Origin of the sequence: Paraburkholderia sp. BR14374 (assembly GCF_040948685.1) — a bacterium.
GTDB lineage: Bacteria > Pseudomonadota > Gammaproteobacteria > Burkholderiales > Burkholderiaceae > Paraburkholderia > Paraburkholderia youngii.
In genome coordinates this window covers 130818-153603 of the sequence record NZ_JBFPKF010000015.1, presented here as the reverse complement: position 1 = coordinate 153603, position 22786 = coordinate 130818, and the positions used below count along the sequence as shown (strand labels likewise).

At 63.0% G+C, this 22786-nt stretch carries 22 protein-coding genes; 4 read left to right on the top strand and 18 right to left on the bottom strand.

Annotated elements, in window-relative coordinates; translation table 11 throughout:
- From AB3X86_RS28035 to AB3X86_RS28000, 8 genes are all read right to left on the bottom strand, one after another.
- Complete coding sequence (locus AB3X86_RS28035; protein WP_368598523.1) at nucleotides 1-1737, bottom strand: SulP family inorganic anion transporter; 1737 nt, start codon at nucleotides 1735-1737, stop codon at nucleotides 1-3.
- Nucleotides 1738-1751: 14 nt separating this feature from the next.
- The gene (locus tag AB3X86_RS28030) at nucleotides 1752-2579 is read right to left on the bottom strand and encodes a TrkA family potassium uptake protein (protein WP_368598522.1); all 828 of its coding nucleotides are present in this window, start codon (nucleotides 2577-2579) and stop codon (nucleotides 1752-1754) included.
- Nucleotides 2580-2667: 88 nt separating this feature from the next.
- Entirely contained in the window at nucleotides 2668-5358 is a 2691-nt protein-coding gene (locus AB3X86_RS28025; protein ID WP_368598521.1) for an AAA family ATPase, read from the bottom strand.
- 123 nt (nucleotides 5359-5481) lie between these two features.
- Nucleotides 5482-5862, bottom strand: coding sequence for a potassium channel family protein (locus tag AB3X86_RS28020; RefSeq protein ID WP_368598520.1), 381 nt, complete (start codon nucleotides 5860-5862; stop codon nucleotides 5482-5484).
- 52 nt (nucleotides 5863-5914) lie between these two features.
- On the bottom strand, nucleotides 5915-6928 hold the full coding sequence (locus tag AB3X86_RS28015; protein ID WP_368598519.1) for a DUF2955 domain-containing protein: 1014 nt from the start codon (nucleotides 6926-6928) through the stop codon (nucleotides 5915-5917).
- Nucleotides 6929-6935: 7 nt separating this feature from the next.
- Nucleotides 6936-8072: an HlyD family secretion protein gene (locus AB3X86_RS28010; RefSeq protein WP_368598518.1), complete on the bottom strand. Its 1137-nt coding sequence runs from the start codon at nucleotides 8070-8072 to the stop codon at nucleotides 6936-6938.
- The gene (locus AB3X86_RS28005; RefSeq protein ID WP_368598517.1) at nucleotides 8069-9619 is read right to left on the bottom strand and encodes an efflux transporter outer membrane subunit; all 1551 of its coding nucleotides are present in this window, start codon (nucleotides 9617-9619) and stop codon (nucleotides 8069-8071) included. The genes AB3X86_RS28010 and AB3X86_RS28005 overlap by 4 nt, the downstream gene beginning before the upstream one ends.
- 17 nt (nucleotides 9620-9636) lie before the next feature.
- On the bottom strand, nucleotides 9637-10749 hold the full coding sequence (locus tag AB3X86_RS28000; RefSeq protein ID WP_368598516.1) for an AI-2E family transporter: 1113 nt from the start codon (nucleotides 10747-10749) through the stop codon (nucleotides 9637-9639).
- 268 nt (nucleotides 10750-11017) lie between these two features.
- On the opposite strand from AB3X86_RS28000, the gene AB3X86_RS27995 reads away from it, so the two are divergent.
- Nucleotides 11018-12016 (top strand): alpha/beta hydrolase family protein, encoded by a 999-nt coding sequence (locus AB3X86_RS27995; protein ID WP_368598515.1) that lies wholly within the window; start codon nucleotides 11018-11020, stop codon nucleotides 12014-12016.
- Nucleotides 12017-12024: 8 nt separating this feature from the next.
- Here AB3X86_RS27995 and AB3X86_RS27990 read toward each other — a convergent pair whose 3' ends face one another.
- The 4 genes from AB3X86_RS27990 to AB3X86_RS27975 form a co-directional block, all read right to left on the bottom strand.
- Complete coding sequence (locus AB3X86_RS27990) at nucleotides 12025-12426, bottom strand: GFA family protein (protein WP_368598514.1); 402 nt, start codon at nucleotides 12424-12426, stop codon at nucleotides 12025-12027.
- 106 nt (nucleotides 12427-12532) lie between these two features.
- Nucleotides 12533-12946 carry a nuclear transport factor 2 family protein gene (locus tag AB3X86_RS27985; RefSeq protein WP_368598513.1) on the bottom strand — a complete coding sequence of 138 codons (414 nt, stop codon included), beginning with the start codon at nucleotides 12944-12946 and terminating at the stop codon, nucleotides 12533-12535.
- A 145-nt stretch (nucleotides 12947-13091) separates the two neighbouring features.
- Nucleotides 13092-14024, bottom strand: a complete 933-nt coding sequence (locus AB3X86_RS27980; RefSeq protein WP_368598543.1) for a hypothetical protein — start codon at nucleotides 14022-14024, stop codon at nucleotides 13092-13094.
- Nucleotides 14025-14087: 63 nt separating this feature from the next.
- The gene (locus AB3X86_RS27975) at nucleotides 14088-14483 is read right to left on the bottom strand and encodes a 4-oxalocrotonate tautomerase family protein (RefSeq protein WP_368598512.1); all 396 of its coding nucleotides are present in this window, start codon (nucleotides 14481-14483) and stop codon (nucleotides 14088-14090) included.
- A 423-nt stretch (nucleotides 14484-14906) separates the two neighbouring features.
- Here AB3X86_RS27975 and AB3X86_RS27970 point away from each other — a divergent pair, with 423 nt between their 5' ends.
- Complete coding sequence (locus AB3X86_RS27970; RefSeq protein WP_368598511.1) at nucleotides 14907-15509, top strand: heme-binding protein; 603 nt, start codon at nucleotides 14907-14909, stop codon at nucleotides 15507-15509.
- Between the two features lie 74 nt (nucleotides 15510-15583).
- On the opposite strand, the gene AB3X86_RS27965 is transcribed toward AB3X86_RS27970, so the two are convergent.
- The 4 genes from AB3X86_RS27965 to AB3X86_RS27950 all read right to left on the bottom strand — a co-directional run bounded on the left by AB3X86_RS27965 (nucleotide 15584) and on the right by AB3X86_RS27950 (nucleotide 19109).
- The gene (locus AB3X86_RS27965) at nucleotides 15584-16012 is read right to left on the bottom strand and encodes a YciI family protein (RefSeq protein ID WP_368598542.1); all 429 of its coding nucleotides are present in this window, start codon (nucleotides 16010-16012) and stop codon (nucleotides 15584-15586) included.
- Between the two features lie 127 nt (nucleotides 16013-16139).
- Nucleotides 16140-16787, bottom strand: coding sequence for a hypothetical protein (locus tag AB3X86_RS27960; protein ID WP_368598510.1), 648 nt, complete (start codon nucleotides 16785-16787; stop codon nucleotides 16140-16142).
- Nucleotides 16788-16900: 113 nt separating this feature from the next.
- The gene (gene pstS, locus AB3X86_RS27955; RefSeq protein WP_368598509.1) at nucleotides 16901-17971 is read right to left on the bottom strand and encodes a phosphate ABC transporter substrate-binding protein PstS; all 1071 of its coding nucleotides are present in this window, start codon (nucleotides 17969-17971) and stop codon (nucleotides 16901-16903) included.
- Nucleotides 17972-18200: 229 nt separating this feature from the next.
- Nucleotides 18201-19109 (bottom strand): LysR family transcriptional regulator, encoded by a 909-nt coding sequence (locus AB3X86_RS27950; RefSeq protein ID WP_184225618.1) that lies wholly within the window; start codon nucleotides 19107-19109, stop codon nucleotides 18201-18203.
- A gap of 138 nt (nucleotides 19110-19247) precedes the next feature.
- On the opposite strand from AB3X86_RS27950, the gene AB3X86_RS27945 reads away from it, so the two are divergent.
- Together AB3X86_RS27945 and AB3X86_RS27940 are read left to right on the top strand one after the other, a co-directional pair.
- Nucleotides 19248-20012 carry an SDR family oxidoreductase gene (locus AB3X86_RS27945; RefSeq protein ID WP_368598508.1) on the top strand — a complete coding sequence of 255 codons (765 nt, stop codon included), beginning with the start codon at nucleotides 19248-19250 and terminating at the stop codon, nucleotides 20010-20012.
- A gap of 162 nt (nucleotides 20013-20174) precedes the next feature.
- Entirely contained in the window at nucleotides 20175-20477 is a 303-nt protein-coding gene (locus AB3X86_RS27940; protein ID WP_176377973.1) for a DUF4148 domain-containing protein, read from the top strand.
- 199 nt (nucleotides 20478-20676) lie between these two features.
- Here AB3X86_RS27940 and AB3X86_RS27935 read toward each other — a convergent pair whose 3' ends face one another.
- Both AB3X86_RS27935 and AB3X86_RS27930 read right to left on the bottom strand, forming a co-directional pair.
- Nucleotides 20677-20865, bottom strand: a complete 189-nt coding sequence (locus AB3X86_RS27935; protein ID WP_176108878.1) for a hypothetical protein — start codon at nucleotides 20863-20865, stop codon at nucleotides 20677-20679.
- Nucleotides 20866-20935: 70 nt separating this feature from the next.
- On the bottom strand, nucleotides 20936-22618 hold the full coding sequence (locus AB3X86_RS27930; RefSeq protein WP_368598507.1) for an ATP-binding protein: 1683 nt from the start codon (nucleotides 22616-22618) through the stop codon (nucleotides 20936-20938).
- Nucleotides 22619-22786: the final 168 nt, after the last annotated feature.

Genomic DNA, 22786 nt, shown 5'->3' with positions numbered 1-22786 from the left:
TTATCCCGGCTTGTCGGCGTCCGGGGCTGCCGCCCACGCGGGTGGCGACAGATCGCGCAGTGCGTCGATCGCCGCATCGACCGTCTCGAAGATCTCGCGATGCGCGCCGCTCGTCCGCAGTGCCTTATACCGCTCGAGTTCGTGCCGCACGCCAGCCGGCACCGCGACCACCGCGATACCCAGGCCGCGCTGGTCGAGTTCCGCACCCAGCTGGAGCAAGGTCTTGCCGGCCGTGTAGTCGATATTGCTGATCTCGGTTGCGTCGATCACGACCCAGCGCAACGGAACGTTCGCTTCGTTGACGATTTTCAGCACTTCCTCGGTGAAGCGCCCCGTGTTCGCATAGAACAGATCCGCCTCGAACCGGTAGATGACGATGCCGGGTGCCGCGAGCAGATTCGGCTCGACGTGATGAGGAATCCAGTGGCCGGCGGGGCCGCGCGTCAACACGCGCGTGCGCAGCCGATAGCTATGCCGCGCATGCGCGATCAGCGACAGCACGACGGCGGCGAGAATGCCGTGCATCACATCGACGAACACGACCACGCCCGCCGCGAGCAACGCAACGACGAATTCGTCCTTCTGCATGCGAAACAGTTCGGCCATCCCCTTCACGTCGATCAGCTTCACACCGATCATGAAGACGATTGCCGACAGCACGGCGGCAGGCATCAGGCTGAGCGGCCTCGTGAGGAACAACAGCACCAGCAGCACGATCACGGCGGTGCTCAGATGAGCGACCTGGGTGCGTCCTCCCGCATCGTCGATGATCTCGGTCTTGGTCGGACTGCCGTTCACGACGAAGGTGCCGGCAAACGCCGCGGCCGCGTTCGCCGCCGCGAGTCCGATGATGTCGGCGTTATCGTCGCCCTTCTCGTTGTTGCGGGCCGCGTAGGCACGCGCCGTCGCGGCGCTCTGCGCGATGATGACGATGAAGCACGAGGCCGCCGTCGCCAGTACCTGGTTGATCTCGCTCATGTGCAGCGGCGGCACGAACAGCGACGGCAGTCCGCCGGGCACTTCGCCCGTCACCGCGATGCCGTGTGCGGCGAAATTGAACACCCCGCTCGCCACGATGGAGCCGACCACGGCGATCAGCGCGCCTGGCGCATGCGGCGCGAGACGCTTGCAGCCGATGATCACCGCGAGTACGGCAAGCGAAAGGAGCGTGGTCGGATAGTTCGCTGCGGCCACACGTTGAACCACGCTCACCAGTTGCATGACGGGGCCATGCCCCTCTTTCGCGAGCCCGAGCAGCCCGGCGAGTTCCCCCGCCGCGACCTGCACGCCTACCCCCGTCAGAAAGCCGATCAACGCGCTACGTGAAAGAAAGTCGGCCAGAAAGCCGAGCCGAAAGATTCGCGCGATCACCAGCATCACGGCGACCGTCAGGGCCACCGTGCTCGTCAGGCCGATGTATTCCTTGCTGCCCAATGCAGCCACGGTCGTCAAGGTACCGGCGAGGATCGCGGCCGTCGCGGAGTCCGCCGCGACTACCAGTTGACGCGAAGCGCCCAGAACCGCGAACGCCACCAGCGGCAACAGGATCGTATAAAGGCCCGTGACGGTGGGTGTGCCCGATATCTTCGTGTATCCCATCACCTCGGGTATGCCGAGGGCCGCGAGCGTGAGCCCGGCGATGATGTCGCGCGGCAGTTGAGAGGAATTGAAGGGCAGAAGCCCTTGCAGAAACAGCGAGTGATGCAGATGAGAGCGCGTGGAAGCCGCTGGTTTCATGTGTCCACCTCCACTCAGGTCGTGAGCTTGCCGACCAGCGCGTTCGCGATGATCTCGTTCGCGATCACCACGTTGGATGCCCCCGCGCTCTCGAACAACATCTTTCTCAAGGGGTTTTCGCCGGGCACTGCAATCGCGAGCGACGCATTCAGCGTATGCGCCGCCAGCGTGATCGCCAGATTGTTGTTGCTGTCGGGGGTCGTCACGACCAGCGCTTTGGCACGGTCCAGCCGCGCGTGCTTAAGCACGTCGTCGAATTCGCCGGGCGGACCTTGCACGACCTGAAAATCGTGATCCGCCGCCCGTTCGGCCTGCCCCTGATCGCCCACGAGCACGAGCACCGTATGTCCGGCGTCGCGCAGCCGCCCGGCGACCAGTTCACCGAGCGAATGAAATCCCACTACCACGACATGATCGGCGAGTTGGTCGAGCTTGCGCTCCATGATCCTGTTCTCCCGATAAGCCATCACGTCGTCGCCGGATAGCATGCCAGTGAGCCTCGAAACCGCGAACCCGCCGATCAGCATGGTCGCGATCATCGCTACCAGCATGAAGATCTTTTGAGGCCGATTGAATTCGCCAAAGGCGCCGAGTGTCGTGACGAGGTTGAGCCCATTCCACACCGATGTAAGTGCTTTGTTTGGGAACGAGGTATTGGACTGATCCAGGATGAACAGCCCGGTGGCGGCACTGCAGAGCAGCAGAACTAGAAGGCCGACCGTGTGGCGTGCGCGGCGGCGCCATTCGCGAATACGGATGGCTCCAAGACGAGGCTCATTGACACGGAAGATCCACATGGTCACCTCGGATAGTCGAAACGATCGAGACAACAGCGAACCCAACCCAAGCAGAGAAGCTCCCCCTTTTTGCGCCGGTAGTCAATAGTCAAGAGCCCCATGAAAGAGGCTCTGTAAGCGCCTCGATCGCCTTCTACGGCAATGCTCCCCCTGCTTCGGAGACGGGCTCGAACGCCACCCGCTGCTCCTGCGAGTCGTAGCGGCAAACCACCCGCATCCCTTCACCGATATCGCCATTGATCAACGCCTTCGCCAACGGATTTTCGACGCGCTGCTGAATCTGCCGGCGCAGTTCGCGCGCGCCGAACTCGGGCCGGTAGCCCTCGGTCGCGAGATGGTCGATGAGCGAGTCGTCGAAGCTCAACTCGATGTCCTGACTGCTGGCAATGCGCCGCACCTGCTCCAGCAGAATCCGCACGATATGGCGCGTCTCGTCGCGGCCCAGCGACTTGAACACGATGATGTCGTCGATCCGGTTGAGGAACTCCGGCCTGAAATGCTGCCGCAGCACGTTCATCACGCCGCTTTCCACGCTGACGGAGCCCGCCTGGCTGAAAAATCCCGGCCCCGTGCGATTCTGTCCGGTGATCACGTCGGACGCGAGATTGCTCGTCGCGATGATCAGCGCATTGCTGAAATCGACGACGCGCCCTTTGCCGTCCGTCAGGCGTCCATCGTCGAAAACCTGCAGCAGCACGTTGTACACGTCGGGATGCGCCTTTTCGATTTCGTCGAGCAGGATCACGCTGTACGGTCTGCGCCGCACCCGTTCGGTCAGCTGCCCGCCCTCTTCGTAGCCGACGTAGCCGGGCGGCGAACCGATCAAACGCGCGACGGTATGGCGCTCCATGTATTCGCTCATGTCGAAGCGCAGCATCGCATCCTCGTCGCCGAACACGACTTCGGCGAGCGCTTTCGCCAGCTCGGTTTTGCCGACACCGGTCGGCCCCAGAAACAGAAACACGGCGGTGGGCCGGTGCCGCGCCTGCAAGCCGGCACGCGCGCGCCGCACCGCATCGCTGACGGCCACGACGGCTTCATCCTGGCCGATCACGCGCTGATGCAAGCGCTGCTCCATATTCAGAAGCCGCTCCTTTTCCTCGGCCGTCAACTGCGCGACGGGAATGCCGGTGAGCCGCGCGACGATTTCGGCGACCTGCCCGATACTCACATGCGATGTGTGGGTGCCGATGCTCTTCTTCCACGCGTCGGTCGACTCGCGCAACTGCTCTTCCTTCGCGGTGATCTCGCCGCCGAGCGCATGCGCGCGATCGAACTGCTTACGCGATGCCGCATAGTCCTGCTCGCGGCGCAATTGGCCGATTTCCGCTTCGAGTTCGAGCACGGCGGCAGGACGCGATGTCGACGACAGATTGACACGCGCCGCGGCCTGATCGATCAGGTCGATCGCCTTGTCGGGCAGAAAGCGCCCGGAGATATAGCGATCCGACAACTCCGCCGCGCCGACGATCGCATCGTCCTGGATCGTCACCTTGTGATGCGCCTCCAGCCTGTCGCGCAGTCCGCGCAGAATGTTGATGGTCTGCACGACGGACGGCTCGGCGATCAGCACCGGCTGAAAGCGCCGCTCGAGCGCCGCATCCTTTTCGATGTACTTCTGATATTCGGCGAGCGTCGTTGCACCGATCAGATTGAGTTCGCCGCGCGCCATCGGCGGCTTGAACACGTTGGCGATGTCGAGACCGCCTTCGCCACCGCCCTGCCCCGCGCCGACGATCGTATGCACTTCATCGACGAACAGCACCAGCGATTCCTGGTTTTCCAGCACTTCGTCGATCACCTGCTTCACGCGCTCTTCGAATTCGCCCCGGTACTTCGCGCCCGCGACCATCGAATTCACGTTGAGCTCGACGAGCCGCTTGTTGCGCAGCGACTCCGGCACGTCACCGTTGATCATCCGCTGTGCCAGCCCTTCGACGACCGCCGTTTTGCCGACGCCGGGCTCGCCGATCAGCACCGGGTTGTTCTTGCGCCGGCGCGCGAGCACTTCGACCATCGTTTCGATTTCGCTGGACCGTCCGATCACGGGGTCGAGCCGGCCTTCGCGCGCGAGGACCGTGAGGTCGCGGCTGTGCTTGTCGAGCTGCGGCGTGCGCGACGGCTGGCGCGGCGCCGCTGGCTTCTGCACGCCGGCCGCACGCAGCGTCTGCTGACGCAGCGCCGGCGCTTGAACGCCGAGCCGGCCCAGCAGTTGCCCCGCAAAGCTCTCCGGCACTTCGGCCAGACCGATCAGCAGATGTTCGGCGCCGACCGAGCTGTGACCCAGTTGGCGGGAAGCCAGGAACGCGCGATCGAGCGCGCTCTTCAGCCGCGGCGAGACACCCATCGGCTCGCGCGGGCTCGGTGCGGCGGGTTCGCGCTTCTCTGCGTTCGCGTCGATATAGGCGCGCAAATCGCTTCCCTTCACACCGAGCGAAGCGAGGATCGCTTCGACGGCCGCATGGTCGGCGAGCACGTACAGCAGGTGTTCGGTATCGACCTCGCGACGGCCGAATTGCGCCGCGGTTTCAGCAGCGCGCTGCAGCATCTCCATTGCGACGTCGCTGAAATGCCGCTCGATGCTGAACGATTCGCCGCCTTCGACGGGCTGCTGCGCGGCATGCGGATCGGCAGCGGACGGCTCCTGGGCCGATGCCTGTGCGCGAAACAGCGCTTCGAGCGGCGAGATAGAGCGTTGATGGCGGGTCAGTTGCGCGTAGTGAAAATCACAGACGTCGAGCACCTGACGCTGGTTGTTCTGAAGTACCGCAAGCCGCACCGTCGCCGGCCGGACACCGCAGATATCGCAAAGCAAGCGTGCCATTGTGTGTCGTCTCCATTGCGTCAAGACTTCGAGGGAAGCATACCGCGCGCCAGCCCGCCTTCCCGACGACGGCGACGCCGACATGCACGGCCGGACTCTGCCCGACCGCGATACCTTACCTCGCTATCCGATCCTTTGCGCCCGATGCGCGGCCTCCTGCACACCACGCACAGCGGCGGCCACGATCAAGCCGGTGAAGACCACGCCGATCAGCCCGAGGCATGCGGCGTCGATCCGGCCAAACGACGAAGTGGGCACGACGTCGCCGTACCCGATAGTAAGTGCCGTGATCGCGCAGAAATACACCGTTTCGCCCAGCGGCGACGGTGTGCGGTTCGCGGTCTCGACTGGCGCGCCCCAGTAGTACATGCCAATCGTCAGCAGCACGAATAGCAGAAGCAGGCCGATCAGAATCGCTCGCAGATACCACACGGTGATCGCCATTTCCCTCAGGATCTCGCCGGCCCGAGGTCGGCCCGCGCCGTCGCCTGTCGCATTTTCCATTGCACGCTCCTGTTGCGATCACCGGGTCGGCTTTGCGGCATGACGCACCACCTCACTCCACCCGGCGGTGTTGTTCGAAAAGCAGAAGCATCAAACATGCGTAGACCGTGACGGCCAGAAAGAGCCCCATTCGCACGGCAAACGCGGTGTAGACATCCTTGCCCGCCACGCTGTCCTGCACCGATTGCCCGAGCAGAATGATCATCGTCACGAGACTGTTCAGCCAGAAGCCCGGCGAGCAACGCGTCGGTTGCAGGCCGTACAGTTTGCGCCCCACCAGCAGACCGAACAGCAGCATCCACAGAAAGAACATCCACAGATGCACGAACAGCCTCAGCGCAAACCAGAACGCGATCGCGAGCAGACCGCCGAGCAGCGTCGAGCCGATCAGATCGCGCGCGGCGCCGCGAGCCGAGGTCGTGCAGGTTTGTCTGCCGAGGCTCACGGACTTCATGATGATCGGCATGTAGTTCGCCGGATCGGTCATCGCGAGCAGATAAGCCGGCATCACGACGAGCGCGGCACGCAGCGCGATATAGGCGGCCTTGTCTTGCGCCATCGCTGCCGCGGCGGGCTGTTCTCGTGCGTCCATGCGCTCGGGAAACAGGCTGTACGTAAGCGTCGACACCAGCACGGCCAGCAGCAGCCCCTTCGCCAGTGCGCCGACTACTGTCAAGGCCAGCTCGAAGTCGGCCGTGCCCGCGGCGGAAATCATCGTCAGTCCCGCGACCAGAAAAGTGGCAACGAGATTGTTGCCGCCGCGCAGACCATAACGAAACGCGAAGAACAACATCAGGCCGACGATCATCACACCGGCCAGCGCGTAATGACGCAGCAACGGAACCAGCAGCAAGCCGCTGCCGGTGGTCGACGCGACGACCAGCGACAGAATCACGCCGGCCTTCAACGACAGCGGACGATTCTGCGTGGCCAGCAAAAAAACCGTGAATACCGGCGCGACGACCGGGATCGGGAAATCGAGTCCGAAGCTGACCGCAACGGCGATCGCCGTTCCCAGCGCAACACGTATCGCGCGATATCCGAGGCGTTGGGTCACGAGCTGCATGGGCCTCTCAATAGACATAGGAAAGCCAGCTCATCAGCCGGATGAACGCGTGTCCCAGCGGATTGAGCGGATTGCCCTGGGTCGGAAACGCCATCACTTCGGCCTGCCCGCCCACCCGCAGATCACGCAGACGGGCGCGCTCGCTGTCGTCGAATTCGACGATCACCGGAAAACGTTGCGCGGGACGCAGCCAGTCGCGGCTATTCTGCACGGTGGGCAGGCTGCCGGCCGGCGTGGTCTGTCCTACGCTCACGCCATAGCCGACACTGCGGACCCGCCCGCCGAATACTTCACCGGGCAGCACGTCCAATGCGATCTCGACGCGCGTGCCGGGTTTCAGATGGCCCAGATTGTTCTCCGTCATGTCGGCGCTAACCCACACGTCGCGGATCGCGATCAGCGTCATCACCGGATTGCCCGCGGCCGCGAACTGACCGACTTCCGTGCGCAGATCGGTTACGACACCGCTCGAACGGGCCCTGATCCGCGCATTGGCGAGATCGAGTTCGGCCTTCTCCAATGCGCTGGCTGCGCTGCGCAACTGCGCGTTCTCTGCCTCGTGTCCGCCCTGTTGCTCCCGCGCGCGCGCGACTTCGGCACGCGCTCCCTCGACCTGGCTTCGCGCCTGTTCATGCGTCGCCCGCGCGACCTCGAGACGTCGCAGCGACACAGTGCCCTCGTCTTCGCGATAGAGCCGCTCGAGTCGGTCGCTGTCCTGGCGCGCCTTGACCTCGTTCGCGACGGCGGCCCGCAACGCCGCGAGAGCCGATTCGATGCCGGCCGTGCCGGCACCGACCTGACGGCGCGTGGACTCCAGATCGGCGCGCGCGCGGTCAGCGGCAATGCGGTAGGGCTCGCTGTCGACTTCGAACAGCACGTCCCCGGCGTTGACATCCTGGTTGTTGTGGACGAACACCCGGGTCACGCGTCCCGACACCTCGGCGGCAACGGGCACGACATAGGCCTGAATGCGCGCCTGCTGCGTATACGGCGTGAAACGGTCGGCGAGCAGATACCAGATCAGGCTCAGTACGATCAGACAGACCACCACTTTGACCGCCCTGCCGGAAGGGTCGGCGGCGGGCGTCGACGACTTCGGCGCGGCGGCGGTTGGAGGCTCGCGAGTATCCTGGGTATCGCTCATCGTGACGCCCCTTCGGCCTGCCCCGGCGTACCGGAAGCCGGCGCCGTTTCGTCGAGCAGGTCGCCCCAATCCGTGCGTTGCCGCATCTGCGCGCGGGTCGCCGCATCGACGAGTGGCTGTTCCGTCTCCCAGCCGCCTCCGAGCGCCTTGTAAAGCGCGATCACGCTGCCGAGCGCATTGCTGCGATTGACCACGTACGCGTCCTGCTGCGCAAACAGCGCGCGCTGCGCATCAAGCACCCGCTGGAAGTCCGAATACCCTTCCCGATAGATCGTGTTGGCGAGCGTCAGCGAGCGCCGTGCCGCGCCTTGCGCGTCATTCAGAATGGTGTCGCGCTGCAACGCGGCGATCAGCGCGGTCGCGGCATCGTCGGCCTCGCGCGCTGCCTCGCGCACCGTGTTCTGATAAGCGAGCGTCAACTCTTGCAGCCGCGCGTCCTGGACGCGCACGTTGTTCGTGATCCTGCCGTAATCGAACACGTTCCACGTGACGCTCGGGCCCGCGGCAAAAAGCAGTGTGCTCGGCGCGCCCGCGAGCGAACTGGCGCTCCACGTCAGCGTGCCGAGCAACGATACGGACGGGTACAGATCCGCTTTAGCGACGCCGATCAGCGCCGACTGCGAAGCCATCTGATGCTCGACCGCGCGAACGTCGGGGCGGCGCAACAGCAGATCGGCCGGCACGTCTTGCAGCACCGCATGATCCACCAGCGGCACCACGCCTTCCTTGCCCGCCTGCACGTCGAGTTCCGGCAGCGGCCCAGGCGCTCGCCCGATCAGCACCGACAGCGCATGACGCGCCAGCACGATCTGGCTTTCGAGATCGGGGATGCTGCTCAGTGTCCCCAGGTACTGCGTCTTCGCCTGCTGGAAGTCGAGTTCATCGGATTCGCCGGCCTTGAAGAGCTTTTGCGCGATGTCGTAGCTGCGTTTCTGCAATTGGGCGTTCTCGCGCGCGATACGTAGCCGCGCCTGTGCGACCCGCAGCGTGAAATAGGTATCCGCCACCTGAGCGTGCAACAGAACCAGCGCATCGTCGCGGTTCGCTTGCGCGGCGAAGAACGCGGCGTCGGCCGATTCGATCGCGCGGCTGAAACGCCCCCAGAAATCCAGCTCCCAGCCGATCGCGAAACCCGCGCCGTACTGCACGAACGCACCGGAGCGCGGATTGGAGCCCCCCGAGCGCTTGCGCGCCGACGCGAGTACCTCGGCACTCGCCTGCTGCACCTGCGGATAGCGTCCCGCGAGCGCGATGCCGAGCTGTGCGCGCGCCTCGAGAACGCGCAGTCCGGCGATCTTCAGGTCGCCGTTGTTCGCGTCGGCTTCCGCGATCAGACGTTCGAGATTCTGGTCGCCGAAAATCAGCCACCATTGGCGCACGTCCGGCTGTGCGCTTTGCTGCGTGACCTGCGTGATCGACGCACTGCTCCAGTGCTCGCTCCACGCTTCATGCTGCGGCTTGAAGTCCGGACCCACCCGCATACATCCGCTCAGGCCGAGCGCCCCAAAGAGCGCTGCGATCCCGTACGGACGCGTGAACGGTGACACGGAGCCATCCTCGCGCTTCAGGTCTGCTTTTGTTCGTGGATCTGCGCGGTTTGCGTGGGTTGCGGCTGGTCACGAACCCAGCGCCAGAACAGCTGATAGCCGACGGCCAGCATCACGGGCCCGACGAATAGCCCGATCACCCCGCCCGTCACCATGCCGCCGAGCGCTCCGATCAGCACGACGGGCATCGGCACCGCAACGCCGCGGCCCAGCATCAACGGTTTGAGCACGTTGTCGGCGAGGCCCGCGACGAACACATACACCGCGAAGATGATGTTTGCGGTGCTCACGCCGTCCGTGACGATCACGAACGCGATCACCGGAATGGTGATCAGCGTGGCCGGCAGTTGCATGATGCCGAGCAGCAGCACGGCCAGCGCGAGCAGCCCCGCGCCGGGTATCCCCTTCACGATGAAACCGATGCCGATCAGCAGCATCTGGATAAACGCGATGCCCACCACACCTTGGGCCACCGCGCGAATCGTCGCCGTGCAAAGATCGGCGATCTGAACCCCGTTCTCGGGACCCGAGATGCGCGAGGCGATCTGCACCGCGCTGTGATAGCCCTTCTCACCGTGGGCCATCAGGATTCCCGCGATGATCAGCGCGACAAAAAATATCACCAGTCCGGCGCCGAGGCCCGTCACCGTTGCCAGCACGGCAAGGCCGGCCTCCTTCAGCTGCGGGGCGAACCTTTGCGCAAGGCCGGTCAGATCCGTCGATGCCTGTTGCCAAAAGTCGTACACACGCTGGCCGACCAGCGGCCAACTCGCCACCGACTCCGCCGGAGGCGGAATCTGGAAGCTACCGCTCTTCGCAATGGCTATCGATTTCTCGATCGAATCGGCGACCGCGAGACCCAACGCATACGTGGGCACCAGAATCACGGCAAACGCTACGAGGATGATCAGCGTGGCGATCAGACCATCCTTGCCGCCGAGCGTATGGCGCAGACGGACCTGCAGCGGATACAGCGTGATCGCCAGAATCACCGACCAGGCCATCAGGTTAAGAAACGGCGCGAAGATCCGAAAGCAGAACACGGCCAGGATCGCAATGAGTCCGGCGCGGATCAGCACATCGAGCATCTCTCTCGCAGGCGTGCGTTGGGAAAGCGGTGTGAGCAGCATAGGTTCCTCTCCGGCCAGGTCGCGGCGCGGATGCGCGGCGACACCGTGATATGCCAGCAATCGCGAAAACTCGAACCCACTGGAACGTTTTTGACGCCAATACCAAGGCCTGCCTGCAATTCCGGCATCTTCAGGAAGAGAATCGCGCCGGCCTTGTCGTCGACAGAACGCGGCGTTTCACTACTATTGAACCCGCACCTCAAAGATTCAATTGGACTTTGGTCTCATAGCCTCGAACCGTCCGCCGTTCCGCTCGCCGACGACGATCATGGAGAGCACCGTGAGATTGATGCTTATCGTCGCCGTTCTGCTGGCCTTGGTTGCTGGCGCGCCGGCCCGCGCCGCCGGGGTCGGCTTTCAGAAGGTCGACATACCGAACGGCGCCGAGCCGCCGCTCACTGCCGGAATCTGGTATCCGACCGACGCGCCGGCCACACCGCACGCGTTGGGCGGCGCTACCCAGACCGTCGCCGCCGACGCTCCGATCGCGGGCGATCACCTGCCGCTGGTGGTGTTGTCGCACGGCGGCGGCGGCTGGTACGGCGCTCATTACGACACGGCTCTCGCGCTGGCTCGCGCGGGCTTCGTCGCGGCGGCGGTCAGTCACGCCGGCGATACCTTCGATGATCAGAGCCACGTGCTGGAACTCTGGCGCCGGCCCGCGCAGCTTAATCGGCTGGTGGACTACATGCTCGACGACTGGCGGGGGCACGAGCGGCTCGATGCAGACCGCATCGGCGCATTCGGCTTTTCCAACGGCGGCTTCACCGTGCTCGTGGCCGCGGGCGGCATCCCGGATCTGTCGAAAATCGCCCCGTTTTGCGAAGTCCACCCGGATCATGACCTGTGCGACGCTTTGCGGCATGCGAGCGTCGACGTCCATTTCGGCGCGCATGTTCCCGCCGGTGTCTGGGTCCACGATGCGCGCATCAAAGCGGTTGTTATCGCCGCGCCATCGTTCGGCTTCGCGTTTGGCCGCGCGGGCTTGGGCCGCGTGCGCGCTGCGGTCCAACTGTGGAGCGCCGCCGACGATCGTCATCAGCCGCATCCGTGGTACGACGAGCCGGTGCGGGACGACCTGCCCCGCGCTGCCGATTATCGTCTGGTGGCTAACGCAGGCCACTATGACTTCCTGCCGCCCTGCGATACGCGTCTTGCGCGGCTGCGCCCGCAGATCTGCGAAAGCGCGCCGGGCTTCGACCGGGCGGCGTTCCATCAACGATTCAATGCCGAGGTGGTACGGTCTTTCGAGGCAATGCTGCGATAGGAAAAGAGTTAGCCGAATTCGTCGTGTTGGGGCAGTTGATCAGTGATCGAATACCACGGCGCCTTGGAACCCACGAAAATGTGGGCAGTGGGAGAGATGGAAGGCGAGTCCGTGAGGGTGCCGAGCGTGACGTGAACGTATTCACCGTTACGAACCACTGAGAACATCAGGCTTCCACATTTTTTGCAGCGCACATCGTGCGACGCCTGCTCATCACCGAAGAACAACAGGCTGTCTTCGCCCTCCGTGATGCGCAGCTTGTCGCGCTCGATCCCCGCGAAGGGTTTGAACGCCGATCCGGTTGCGCGCCGACAGTTCGAACAGTGGCAGTTCAACGCATAGACGAATTCGTCTCTTACCGAGTAATGGACGGCGCCGCAAAGGCATCGGCCGGCAAGCAATGGTTTCATGGCTGCCTTTAGACAGAAGGTACATCGCTAGTTGGAAAGTCGCGCAGCCATGATATTCGCGAGTCGAAGCGCGATGTCGAACCGGAAAACCGCTAGCGCCTGAACATCACCTGCGCCGTGCCGGCCTTGATCGGAGAAGAGGTGTGCTGGTGGACGATCTTCCATCCTCGGCCTGCTGCCTCAGCGCCATGGTCAGGCGATTGTCCATCGCACGCAGTTCCACGCCGCCGGCGTCGACGGCTTTGTATGTCGCGAAGGCGTGAACGACGACAAGGTCCGCGGCAACCATCGTATGCGCGTCGCTGAAATCCACGATCACCCGTTCCGCACCCAGCGAACCGAACCAGCCCTCAGTCATCGCGCGCCACGATGCGATGCCGTTGTACGACCATGTACCCCACATGTCGAACACCACCGCATCGCGGTCGTAGAGCGCGACGAACGAGTCCACGTCTTTGGCCCATACCGCGGCCTTGTAGCCTTCCAGGACTTGCAGGATCGGATTGTCGAGTTTGTTCACAGTGTGTGCTCCTGAGTGGGACTACGAGGGGTTCGTGACCGATTGTCTTGCCAGGTAACGACGATCGACGCACCACCGGATCGACATCCAGGCGGAAAAAATCTTCAACGCGATATGTCGTTGCATTGATCAGATCACGCGCACGTCACTGGGCGGTCTGCTGACGTTGATACTCGTTGTGCTTCATCTGCAGATAGTCGGCGCGGCTGACCTCGTGCAATTGCCGCGGATACTGCTCGGTCGCATCGAACCAGTCGGTCAGACGTTTGTCGAGACGGGCGGTGGGCGGGCTGGCAAGCGCGCCAAGATAGGCATCGATGGCGAGGAAATAGCGCATCGTATTGCGTTCGACCAGGCCGCGCACGCCGCCGATGTATTGCGGCTCGCTCGCCGACGAATCGGGCGTCAGGGAAAAGCCGACTTTGTCGCTGCCGATCGTCGCCAGATAGGTTTTCATCGCAATCCGTCCCGCGGTGCCGTATCCGTATGCGTAGGTCAGGTGAATAAAGGTGCGGTTATCGCCGACCGGGATCGCTTCCAGCACGATACGGTAGTCTTTCGTGCTCAGCGGACCCGTGGCCGCGGAGAGCTCGACGCGAAAATAATCAGGCGTGCTCGCTACCGGGCGAAAGTTGAATTGCACGCGGTACGACGACGAAAGAGCTTCCTCGGTCTTCTTGCCGATGTTCACGGTGAGGACCGTACCGCTGTCGCTAGTGGACGCGTGGCAGTATTTGGTGTTCTGATGCAGGATCAGCACGTCGCACCAGTTGGCCGGGCCTTGAGTCGGGTCGCTGAGCGCGCCGCTCACTATCGCGAAAGGATGGTTGAGCACGCCGTAGATATCACCCTTGAGCGCCGACGGCAACTCCTGGGATTCGAGGTGCAGCGGTCGATGAAACTGGTTGTGCGCGAGTTGCTGCGTCAGACTTTGATATTTCTCGCGCAGGCGAGCCGCGCTGTCGTCCGCTTGCGCGACGACGCTGTGGCACAAGAAGCAGAACACCGTGGCGATCAGGACGATCCACCGCGATCGCATCCGCCGATTCTCTGCCAGCGATGTAGCAAGCCTGCTCATGGTCCTTCTCCTACTTCGAATCAGGTTGTGGCGCAACGGGCGTGGATACGATCCTGCGAACACTCATCGCTGGCCCGGCTCCCATTCCGGACTATAACCTCCGAGCGCCGGGTGATACATCTCATCGCCCGAGTGCTGAGTGAATTCGACGTTGAGCCGGTCTTCGCGCAAGCCCAGAATCTCGATGCAGAGCGAGCAAAGTGCTTTGGCCAACTCCATGCGTAACTCCGGCGGCCGCCCTCTTCTGATATCGAGCATCATCAACGCGACAGGCACTGGCTCCCCGCTCTCCTCCTCAATGCGCCACACGCTGCCCGGACCGAGATCTCGTATGGCTACGCTGATTCGCCTGACATCGACCGACATCATTCGGGCATACGTCTCACTCATTTTCGCTGCGAGCAGTCTTTTACTCTCGACAGAGTAGTGATCGTTTACATCAAGTTGCAGATAAGGCATCGCGTCGATCTCCGAGGAAGTTTTTCGCACGCGCCAACTATATGCCGCACCATCAAATCGATCAAAACCATCGCCATTGCTATCACGTTCCCGACGTGCCGCGTGGCCGAGGTGGACTCTGTTTTGGCTATTCACTTTGCATGATGGTCTTCACTATTTACGCGAGTTCGCTGTCGTGAACTTGCGCCCGCATTCAACAACAATGAGTCGTTTATTTCATTGGCTGTCCTACTGTTTGCGCACCTTCTCGCCCGCAGCGTGCCTGCTGTCAAATCGATCGTCAGGAGAATCGTCATGCGTAAGATGCTTACCCTCGCTGTCGCAGCGTTTTGCATTGCGTCCTTTTCGCACGAAAGTCGCGCGTCTGGCGACGATGACGTCCCACAAGCCCGATGCACGCTACCTCAAGGTACGGTCGCATTGGTGGAAAAGCAGTTACATACGGTCGTGAACCTGCCCGATGGCAACGGCGGGATCTTCAAACCCAACCGGATGTGGGCGGCCATCGTCGATCGCCAGGGACATCTTTGTTCGGTGATCGTGACCGGGGACGCCTGGCCTGGCAGTCGCGCCATCGCCATCGCGAAGGCCTATACCGCGAACGGCTTTAGCAACGATGCGCTCGCGCTATCCACGGCAAACCTCTACGCGGCCACGCAACCGGGCGGCTCGCTTTACGGACTGAATAATTCGAATCCTTTTGACGCGCGCTTCCTCGAACAGGGCAGCGGCATCGGACACACGCTTGGCGGCGTCATTACCTTCGGCGGCGGCGTCGCGCTTTATGCGGGAGGGAAAGTCATCGGAGGATTAGGCGTGAGCGGCGATAGCGCCTGCGCCGATCATGCGATCGCGTATCGCATGCGCAAGCTCGCGGGGCTCGGCAGTGTGCCCGCCGGCCAAGGCCCGAACAACACGGATAACATCGTCTACTCGACGACCGGATCTCCGATGGGCTTCGAACATCCGCATTGCTTCCCGAGCGACCTGAGCGCCGCCAAAATCGAGCAGATACCTTCGCATTGACGGCAATCATCACCCATGGAATCGGGCTTCCGGACAACGGACCGGAAGCCCGCACGCCGATGGGGTGTGAATCGTCAGCGCATCTGCCCGTCGATTTGCTTGCGCAGACGGTTTTCCTCTTCCTGAAGCTCGGGCGTAAAGGCTTCGCCAAAGTCCGCCGGCTCAAAGAACGGGCGAATCTCGATCTCCGAATCACTCATCATCGGATTCGGGCAGCGCTTGACCCATTCGATCGCTTCGTCCATCGATTCAACCTGCCACAACCAGTACCCGGCAATCAATTCCTTGGTTTCCGCAAACGGGCCGTCGATGACGGTGCGGTCCTTCCCTGAGAACCGCACGCGAGCGCCGGCCGAGCTCGGCTTCAGCCCGTCGCCGCCCTGCATGATGCCGGCCTTGACCAGTTGCTCGTTGTACTGCCCCATCGCCGTGAGGAGTTCCGTACCCGGCATTTGCCCCGCTTCCGATTCGGGGGTTGCCTTGATGATGACCATGACGCGCATTTGGGTTTTCCCTTTGAAGACGAAAATATCTGAAGGCAACGGCGCCTCCAGCGACTACGACGAATCATCACGGGAGAAATCGACATGCGCAAGACACGCCTGCTCCGATTTACCGAACGCTTCTCGATCAGGGTAAAGGCGTCTGGCTGCCTTGAGCATTGACATCGATACCCTGAACCCGCATCACGGGCTCCGCATCGCCAGGCACGAGCTGAGGTTGCGATGAAAACCGCACCTGCAAAACCGCGGCGAACGCGCGGTCGAAGGCGTTGGCATCGTCGGCCGGCATAATCGCCTCGAGCGCCTTTGCGAAGCCGGATGCGCCTTCGATGTCCGCACGGCTGAAAGCACTGCTGCCGCGCGAAAAGACGCGTTGCACGTCTTCTTTCAACTGCTGAAGGGCCGCGACGACCTTTTCATAGGCGTGAGCAGGCGCTTCCGTGTGGTCCGGAGGTTCGGCTGTGCACAGCGCCGGCATGAAGGCGAGCACGTTCCTGTCGATATCGACGCGCGCAGCAAGGGTCTTGATGTGTGACGCCTGCACTGATGGACCGGCGTCGCGACGGCGACACCACGCTTGCGCGCGCGCCGCACCCAGCATCGCCGCTGCGAAACACCGGAAATCATCGAAGCGCAGATGCCTCGCGGCACAGTCGAGCACGGCGTCGGGCGTCAATTCCAGCTCGTGCGCCACCGCCAGGCTGGTCTTCATCACGATCAGGACAAGCTCGCCCCACTCGTCCTGACGCCCCCCTCTCGTCGAGTTCGCGTACATCGTAGGTCCCTCTATGCACGCCCCGGACACGTCGCTGAACCCTCGCCACCGGCGACATGACCGCGCGTCACAGCTCAGGCTAGCCATCGCGGCGACACGAAGCGCAGTTCTGCTCACGGCACCGCGAGCACTCTGCGCACCGGCTTTTCGCCGGTATCGGCGGGCCATTGTGAGCGGATCTTCGTCACGACCAGGTCCGGCAGCGCTACGTAGTCCAGTGCGTTGACTGTCGGTCCGCCGTGGCTCAACGCCCATTCGAAAAACTTCAACGTGGCTTTGTCGTGGCCCGGCTGGTTCGGCGTCGCGGGTAGCAACACATAGGTCGCGCCCATGACCGGCCAGGCGTCCTTGCCCGGCTGGTTGGTCAGCCACTGCGACAGGGAACCCGACCAGTCGGCGCTCGCCGCCGCTGCGTTGAAGGTGGCGGCGCCGGGCTGCACGACATTGCCCGCCGCATTGGTCATGGCCACGTACTTCAAGCGGTTCTGTTTCGTGAAATCCCACGCTACATAGCCTATCGCGCCGGGCAGATAGCCGACGTACGTGGCAATGCCCTCGTTGCCTTTGCCGCCGATGCCGAGCGGCCATCGCACGCTAGTGCCTTCGCCGACCCTGCGCTTCCATTCGGGACTGACCTGCGCGAGGTAGTGAGTCCAGATCAGCGTCGTGCCCGAGCCATCCTGGCGACGCACCACGGCGATCGGGTAATTCGGCATCTTTATCTTCGGGTTCAACCGCACGATTGCCGGGTCGTCCCAGAACTGAACCTTGCCGAGAAAGATATCGGCGATGACCGGCCCGGTCAGCATCACTTCGCCGGCTTTGAGCCCCGGAAGGTTCACGACGGCCACCACGCCGCCGATCGCGATTGGAAACTGCCGCAGGCCGTTGCGGGTCAGTTGATCGTCGGTCAGTGGCGCGTCCGAGCCAGCAAAGTCGACTTCCCGGGCGATCACCTGCTTGAGCCCATCGGACGAACCCGTGCCCTGATAGATCACCCTGCTTCCACCCGACTTCTGGTAGTCGGCGGCCCAGCGGGTGTAGAGAGGAGCGGCGAACGTGCTGCCGGCTCCTTTAATGTCGGCCGCGTAGGCAGCGGCCGCGCATGAACAGCAAATCAGACCAGCGCTGATGGCGCCCAGTGTTCTCACCAATGTCTCCCGTCGGTTCTTGTTCCGGGACATCGCTGATCCAGACCTGCAGTGCGTGAACTCGTTGGAGGGCGACCGTGCCGGCGATTCGATGTGCGGCTTTCATCCGGGGTGTGGCTCTCCTGCATTACGCGCCATATCGCACATTAAAGAACGGTGCCTGGCCGAATTCCAGTTGAATCATGCTATCGAACGCGCCACGGCCGGCGCCCGCCGCCGCTTTTGCAGGCCTCCCGTGTCGGGAGTTGCCGACCCCATCCCTTCACGTCTTGTCCCACGGCGGCACGCCCGAGAACGCGTTGACCAGAAAATCGATTGCCGCACGAACTTTTGCGCTCACGTGGCGACGGCTCGGATACAGCGCGAGCACATCGATATCCGGCAAGCGGTATTCAGGCAATACCCGCAGCAGCCGGCCCGCGCGGAGGTCCTCGCCGATCAGAAAGGTCGGCTGCCAGATCACGCCGTGCCCCGCGAGCGCCGCCGCGCGCGCGGTGTCGCCGTTATTGGTGTGCATCTGGCAGTTCACCTCGACAGCATGCGTTTTGCCGTCTTTGTCGATCAGTTGCCAGACGTCCGCCGTGGCCGCGTACGTATAGCCGATACATCGATGTCCGAGCAGATCCAGCGGCGTTTCCGGATATCCCGAACGTTTCAGGTAATCGGGCGATGCACACAGGATGTTTGTCGACGTCGCCAGTTTGCGGGCCGCGTGATCGACCGTGCCGGCGCGCGAGATGCGAATGGCGAGATCGAAGCCCTCTTCGACGATATCGACGACGCGGTCTATCAGCGTGATGTCGAGCTCGACGTCGGGATATTGCTGCATGAACCGTGGCCACAGCGGCGCGAGATGCTGGATGCCGAAGCTGACCGGTGCATTGATACGCAGCCGTCCACGCGGTTCGATCGACGTTGTCGACACGAGTCCTTCCGTTTCGGCAACGTCTTCGAGAATGGCCTTGCAGCGCGAATACAGCGTTTCACCGGCCTCGGTAAGAGACAATCGGCGTGAGGTGCGATTCAGCAGTCGCGCGCCGAGGTGCGCCTCCAGGTCATTCACATAGCGGGTCACGTTCGCGGGCGAGGTTTCGAGCGCATCGGCCGCGCGCGCGAAGCTGCCCCGGGTGACGACCGTTACGAAAACCTCAAACGCGCGCAGCCGGTCCATATGGCGCTCCAATCATTCATAAAACCTGAATGATACTGCGATGTTTTTGGTCTTTCTGTCTCAAGAACGGAATCTTATAGTGCTTCTCAACGAGCCGACGCAGTGGGCATCGGCCGCTGATCAAACCGGAGATCCAACATGCAACGCTTGACAGGAAAAGTCGCTATCGTCACCGGCGCCAGCGCAGGCATTGGTCGCGCTGCCGCAAAGTTGTTCGCCGCGGAAGGCGCGAAGGTTGTGGTGGCCGCACGCCGCGAAGCCGAACTCGACACGCTGGTCAGCGAGATCGCTCGCGACGGCGGTACGGCTGTCGCGCTGGCAGGGGACGTGCAATCCGAAGAATTCGCGAAAGCGCTGGTCGCACTCGCCGTCAGCCGTTTCGGCCGTCTCGACATCGCGTACAACAATGCGGGGACGCTCGGTGAGATGGGACCGTCGACCGGCGTGTCGGAAGCAGGCTGGTCAGCGACGCTGGCCACCAACCTGACCAGCGCGTTCATCGGCGCCAAGCATCAGATTCCTGAAATGATCAAGCAAGGCGGCGGATCGATCATCTTCACGTCGACCTTCGTCGGCTACTCGTTCGCCTTCCCGGGAACGGCCGCCTATGCCGCGAGCAAAGCCGGGCTGATCGGACTGACACAAGCGCTCGCGGCCGAATATGGTGCGCAAGGCGTGCGCGTCAACGCGATCCTGCCGGGCGCGGTGGACACGGAGATGTACCGCGGCATGAACGATACCGCTGAATCGCAGACGTTCGTGACCGGTCTGCATGCGCTCAAGCGGGTCGCGAGGCCAGAAGAGATTGCCCGCTCGGCGCTGTACCTCGCTTCCGACGATTCGTCCTTCGTGACGGGTACGGCTTCGTTGGTCGACGGTGGGGCTTCGATTACGCGTACCTGAGCTGGTTCGGGCGCGAACGTCGATCAGCCTCGGCTGATCGACGAGCCCGTTACCATAAAAAATAAACGAACACTGTATGGTTCCTCACCTAATCTTTGATCAGCTGACCGCGAAAAGCGAAGCGCGAGTCAGTTGGAGTAATTAACAAGGAGGTGGGCCATCATGAAGACGTTAGTCCACACGGTTTGCGCGGTCGCTGTCATGGCTTTGCCAATTGCATCGGCGGCACAGACCGAAAGCACGCTGACGCACGCACAAGTCCAGGCAGAGATCGCGCAACTCGAACAAGCCGGCTTCAATCCGGCCAATGCGAATACCGTCGACTTTCCTACCTATATGCCGACCATCACCGCCCCTGCCGCAGGTCAGAGCAGCGGCTATGGCCCTGCGACCAGCGGTACGCAGCAGATGGGCCATCCGGCCGGCGCGACTGGGATGAAGCCGGTGTTCTTTGGCGGATCTTGAGCTTGCTCGTCTGACCGGCTCGACGATGCTGAAAATGCCGTCCCTGCCTGGGACGGCATGGAGCGTCGTGCTTTACGCGCTTGCTTTGGAATATTTGCCGAATTTCGCACGCACCCGCACCCGGCGCCATATTGCATGACGCCCGCTGAATTGCTGATCCTCTTTCGCTGAGCGCCTGGGCGCGACCAGCTAACACATATCAACGTTTATTAACGTCGACGGTCAGGATTTCGTATCCGGGATCGGCGTTCTCGGTCGCGACTTTATTCGCTTCCTCGTACGAGCGAAACGACGTGGCCTCCTTGATCTCCGGCGCCATGCCGATGTCGCCATCCTCAGCGGTGCAGAGGAACTTCTCGCCGGTCTTTACGACGTAGACGGTCGTCATATCTCCCTCCGTAGCTTGCAGGGCCATTTCCAGTCTAGCAGGCTGGAAGAGTTGCGCAGGCTCCGCCGGGTCACCGAGCGCCACCAACCAGCCGCTCCGCCGAATCCGCCAGCACGTCCCGCAGCTTTTCCAGCGACAACGGCTTGCTCAGATGATGATCGAAGCCCGCGGCAAGCGTTTGGCTGCGCTCCGAGTCCGACGAATAGCCGGTCAGCGCGACGAGTATCGTGCCGTCCAGCTCGGGGTTCGCGCGAATTCTGCGTGCCACCTCGAAGCCGTCCATCACGGGCATCGCCACGTCGACGATGGCAAGCTCCGGCCTCGTTCGCGTGATCAGGTCGATGGCCGCGCGACCGTTGTCGACCGCGGACACGCGATAACCCTCCAGGTCGAGCAGCACGCACAGAACGTGCAACGCGTCGACGTTGTCGTCCACCAGAACGATGCGCAGCGCCCGGAAGTCCCTGCCCTTGTCGGTGGCGTCGCCAGGCGTCGCTAGCGGCTGCGTTCGCAGGATCGGCAAACGCAAGGTGACGCAGGTGCCGCAGCCCGGTCCATCGCTATGGATGTCGATTTCGCCATCGTGCAGCTCCACCAGCCGTTTGGCGACAGCCAGACCGATACCGAGCCCGCCTTCCGAGCGCGCGCTGCCGCTCGAGCACTGCGCGAACAGGTCGAACACATGCGGGGCGATCGACGAATCGATGCCGATGCCGTTGTCGCTGACCTCGATCACCAGCATCCGCGCGTCGGACGGATTGCCCGAGCGAACCGTCAGCTCGATCAGTCCGCCCGCCGGCGTGTACTTCGCCGCGTTCGACAACAGATTGCCGAGCACCTGACTGAGCCGCACATGGTCGGCGCGCACCGGAATCGCGCGGTCCAGACCGGTCAGTTTCAGCGTATGGCCGCGCGAGCGCACGTCGTGGTCGATCGCGGCTACCGCGTCGGAAACGATCTCGGCCAGCAACGTATCGCTGCGCCGTATCGTCAGCTTTCCGTGCTTCAGACGCGCGGCGTCGAGCAGGTCATCGACGAGGGTGCGCAGATGCTTCATCTGCCGTTGCGCGATGGTCAGCACCGCGTCCGCCTTGTCGTTATCGACCACCAGACGCTTCGCCGCGGCGATCGCGCCATCGATCGGCGCCATCGGGTTGCGCAACTCGTGCGCGAGCATCGCGATGAACTCGTTGTGGCGGCGGTCGTTGTCCGCGCCATCGTCGCGAACGTTGACCATCGTCACGGCCGCGCCCGCGACCATCGCGAGATCCGACAGCACCCGTGCGTCTTCGCTGTCGAAGCGGCACCCTTTGTTGTGCGACATCACCCAGATCGCGCCGAGGTGGCCGTTATCGCACGGAATGGGTACGACGATCCCCTCGGGCACCTCGACGCCCGGAAAGTTCAGACTGGGAAACTGCTGTTGCGGATCGACGAACAGGCGCGCCGCGCCCCCTTCGAGCGTGACGCCGCATGGACATTCGTCCCACGCGGTCGTGCGCCCCTGCAGACCGGCGCACAGGCCCGCCACCGCGAGCCAGCGAAAGCGCCGGCCGTCGGGTGGCCCCTCGACCAGGCTGATGCCCGCGCTGCCCGCGCAGCATAACGCCATGGCCTCGCTGGCAATCGCGTTCAGCAGGTGTTCACGCGAGCCGGTTTGCGCGCGCGCGAGCCGCAGCAGCGACTGGTTCTCTCGGGCGTAATCAGCCTCTTTGGCTGGACGGCTCGCTAATTCGTCAGCACTGGGAGCCATGATGTTCCACCGACGTTGACGGGCACCCGCGCACAAGGCGGGCGTAAGGGCCGATACCGCGCCGATACCGCTGCCGACGAGTGTAGGTCAGCTGGGTCGCGCGGTCTCGGCTTCTGTCATTTGCACAGCGCTTTTTACTTCTATTTGTCCGCAACGATCTGCTCCGCT